The sequence below is a fragment of the Pseudonocardia pini genome (assembly GCF_013870575.1).
GTDB classification, from domain to species: Bacteria; Actinomycetota; Actinomycetes; order Mycobacteriales; family Pseudonocardiaceae; genus Pseudonocardia; species Pseudonocardia pini.
In genome coordinates this window covers 1-3,216 of record NZ_JACBXB010000660.1, presented here as the reverse complement: position 1 = coordinate 3,216, position 3,216 = coordinate 1, and the positions used below count along the sequence as shown (strand labels likewise).

Annotated in this window: 2 protein-coding genes and 1 pseudogene; all 3 read right to left on the bottom strand. The window is 75.2% G+C overall.

From position 1 onward, the window contains the following. A pseudogene (locus H5J29_RS26715) lies at positions 1-268 on the bottom strand (hypothetical protein); the annotation flags it as partial. Beyond that, positions 265-2,175, bottom strand: a complete 1,911-nt coding sequence (shc, locus tag H5J29_RS26710) for a squalene--hopene cyclase (protein WP_181783766.1) — start codon at positions 2,173-2,175, stop codon at positions 265-267. The gene shc and the pseudogene H5J29_RS26715, both read right to left, overlap by 4 nt. Further along, entirely contained in the window at positions 2,175-3,215 is a 1,041-nt protein-coding gene (locus tag H5J29_RS26705; RefSeq protein WP_181783765.1) for a polyprenyl synthetase family protein, read from the bottom strand. The genes shc and H5J29_RS26705 overlap by 1 nt, the downstream gene beginning before the upstream one ends. Position 3,216: the final 1 nt, after the last annotated feature.

Genomic DNA, 3,216 nt, shown 5'->3' with positions numbered 1-3,216 from the left:
CCCCGGCGACCAGCACCGGGCGCGGGCCGCCGGAGGAGATCCAGGCGGCGGCCTGCACCGACCGCGCGGCCCCGAGCCCGGTCCGCACCACGCGCAGCCCGGCCGCTCCCGTGCACGGTCCTGCGCCGCCTGTCACCGGTGACGGGGACGGCATGATCATGCGGTTCTCGAGGCCGCGCAGTGCCGCCCGCTCGACGCCCAGGGGGGCGCACACCAGGCCGGGGGCGAGCGGTGGTGTCGCGCGGGAGGCGGGGCTCGGGGTGCTCACGCGGACACCGCCCGGCACCAGCGGCCGAGGGCCGAGATCGGGAAGGTCATGCGGTAGAGCCGGTAGCGGATGTAGAAGGCGCCCGGGAAGCCCGTCCCCGTGTACGGCTCCTCCTCCCAGCTGCCGTCGGGGAGCTGTGTCTCGACCAGGTACCGCACCGCGCGCTCGGCCGCGGCCGAGCGCTCCTCGCCCGCCGCGACCAGGGCCAGCAGACCCCATGCCGTCTGCGACGGCGTGGACTCGCCCCGGCCGATCCAGGACCGGTCGGCGTAGGAGCGGATGTCCTCGCCCCAGCCGCCGTCGGGGTTCTGGTAGCGCGTGAGCCAGGTGACCGCGCGCCGGATCGCCGGATCGGTGACGGGGACCCCGGCCGCGACCAGCGCGGGAACGACGCCGCCGGTGCCGTAGACGTGGTTGGCCCCCCACCGGCCGAACCACGAACCCTCCGGTTCCTGGTCGGCGAGCAACCACCGCACGCCGCGGTCGCAGGCCTCCGTGTCGGCCAGCCCCTCGTGCGCGAGCATCTCCACGACGTGCGCGGTGACGTCCGCCGACGGCGGGTCGATCACGGCGCCGAAGTCGCAGAACGGCAGCTTGGTGACGATCCGACGGGTGTTGTCGGCGTCGAACGCGCCCCAGCCGCCGTCGGCGGACTGCATGCCGACGTTCCAGGCCACACCGCGGTCCACCGCGGCGCGCAGCCGATCGGGATCGGGGTGCGCGACCCGGCGCAGGGCCAGCACGACCTCGGCGGTGTCGTCGGTGTCCGGATAGCCGTCGTTGTCGAACTCGAACGCCCACCCACCGACCGGCAGACCGGGTCGACGGACCGCCCAGTCGCCGCGCACCCCGGTGACCTCCTCGCCCAGCATCCACTCGGCGGCGCGGACCACCGCGGGATCGTCGGCGGGTACGTCCGCGTCGAGCAGGGCGGTCACCGCGAGGCAGGTGTCCCAGACCGGGGACTGGCAGGCCTCGAGCATCCGGGTGGTGCCCTCGGGGGTCTCCCTGCGGACGAGGAACCGCTCGAAGCCCTCGATCCCGGCCTTCACGGCGGGGTGGTCGAGGGGGTAGCCGAGCAGGTGCAGGGCGAGCAGCGAGTACACCCACGGCGGCTGGATGCCGCCCCAGCTGCCGTCGGACTCCTGGCGCGCCAGGATCCACTCCGCCCCACGGCGCATCGCGAGCCTGCGCAGCGCGGCGAGGGGGCGCCTCGAGTAGGCGCGCAGGCCCACGTCGAGCCGCTGGAAGGCGCCCGCCCAGGTCCAGGGCGGGTCGAAGGGCTCCGGCTCGGCCCCGGAGAGCAGTTCGTCCACCCCGAACGGCAGGGGGCGCGACGGGCGCAGGGTCGCCACGATCGTCAGCGGCACGACGGTCTGCCTCGCCCAGCAGGACCAGTCGTAGACGTTGAGCGGGAACCACTTCGGCAGGAAGATCAGCTCCGGCGGCATGTCCGGCAGGTCGTCCCAGGACCACAGGCCGAACAGTGCGAGCCAGATCCTGGTGAACACCCGGGACCTCTCGATCCCGCCCTCGGCCCGGCAGAACTTCTCCGCCGCGCGCATGTGCGGCTCGGTCACGGCGTCCCCGGCGAGCCGCAGCGCGACCCACGCCTCGATCGTGGTCGAGAGGTCGCCGGGACCGCCCGCGAACGTCGCCCAGGTGCCGTCGGACCGCTGCTGCGACCGGATCCACCTCGCCGCCTGATCGGTCTCCTCCGCGGTCCGGATGCCGAGGAACTCCCGCATCAGCAGGTCCTCGGCGTCCATCGTCACGTTGGTCTCGAGATCGCCCTGCCACCAGCCCTGCCGGTCCTGGATCGAACGCAGGAACCCGACGGCCGCGCCCAGCGTGCGCCGGGCGTCCCCCAGACCGCGGTCGGTGCTCTCCGGTGCCGTGACGGACATCAGAACTCCCTGTCGGTGAGGTAGCGCCCGAGCGCGACGAGCTCGGCCCGGGGCCCGTCGACGAGCCCGGCACCGGTGAGGGCCCGTTCGGCGAGGTCCATCTGACGGCGGGCGGCGGCGCCCGCCCAGGCGCGCCCCCCGCCGTGTTCGACGAGCGCGGCGGCGGCGCGCAGCTCCGGCGCGTCCGGGTCACCCGAGCGGGCGAGCCAGGCCGCCAGCTCGCGGCCCGCGGCCCCGCCGCGCTGGATCGCGTAGGCCACGGGCAGCGACTTCTTGCGGGACCGCAGGTCCGAGAGCACCGGCTTCCCGGTCACCCCCGGGTCCCCCCAGATCCCGAGCAGGTCGTCCACCAGCTGGAACGCCATCCCGACGGCCATGCCGTAGTCCTGCAACCCCCGGACCACGGGCTCCGGGGCGCCCGCCAGCACCGCCCCGATCGCCGCGCTGGTGGCGAGCAGCGAGCCCGTCTTCCCGGCGGCCATGGACAGGCACTCGTCCACGCCGACGTCGGCGCGGCGTTCGAACGCGACGTCCTCGGCCTGGCCCCGGATCAGCTCGCGGGTGGTGACGGCGAGCAGCCTGGCCGCCGCGGCCGCGTGCGGCGAGGGGTCCTCGAGCAGCACCTCGGTGGCGAGGGCGAGCATCGCGTCCCCACAGAGGATGGCGCTCGGCGCACCCCACCGGGCCCACACCGTGGGGCGGTGGCGGCGTTCGGTGTCCCCGTCCATCAGGTCGTCGTGCAGCAGGGAGAAGTTGTGCACCAGCTCCACGGCCACCCCGCCCGCGATGCCGGTCCGCTCGGGCGCGCCCGCGGCGCGGGCGGAGAGCAGGGCGAGCGCGGGCCGGACCGCTTTGCCGCCACCCGCCCCCGGCGTGCCGTCGAGCTCGACCCAGCCCAGGTGGTACTCGGCCTGCTCGCGACTCGCGGTGTCCAGCCGCGCGACGGCGGTGCGCAGCGCCGGTGTGACGGCGTCCCGGCAGCCGCGGAGGAGGGCCGGGACGTCGAACGGGGTGTCCACGTCGTCGAGGGTGGTCGTCACG

Excerpts from the sequence above, each read along its gene's own strand:
- shc (WP_181783766.1), bottom strand. The coding sequence starts at position 2,175 with ATGTCCGTCACGGCACCGGAGAGCACCGACCGCGGTCTGGGGGACGCC.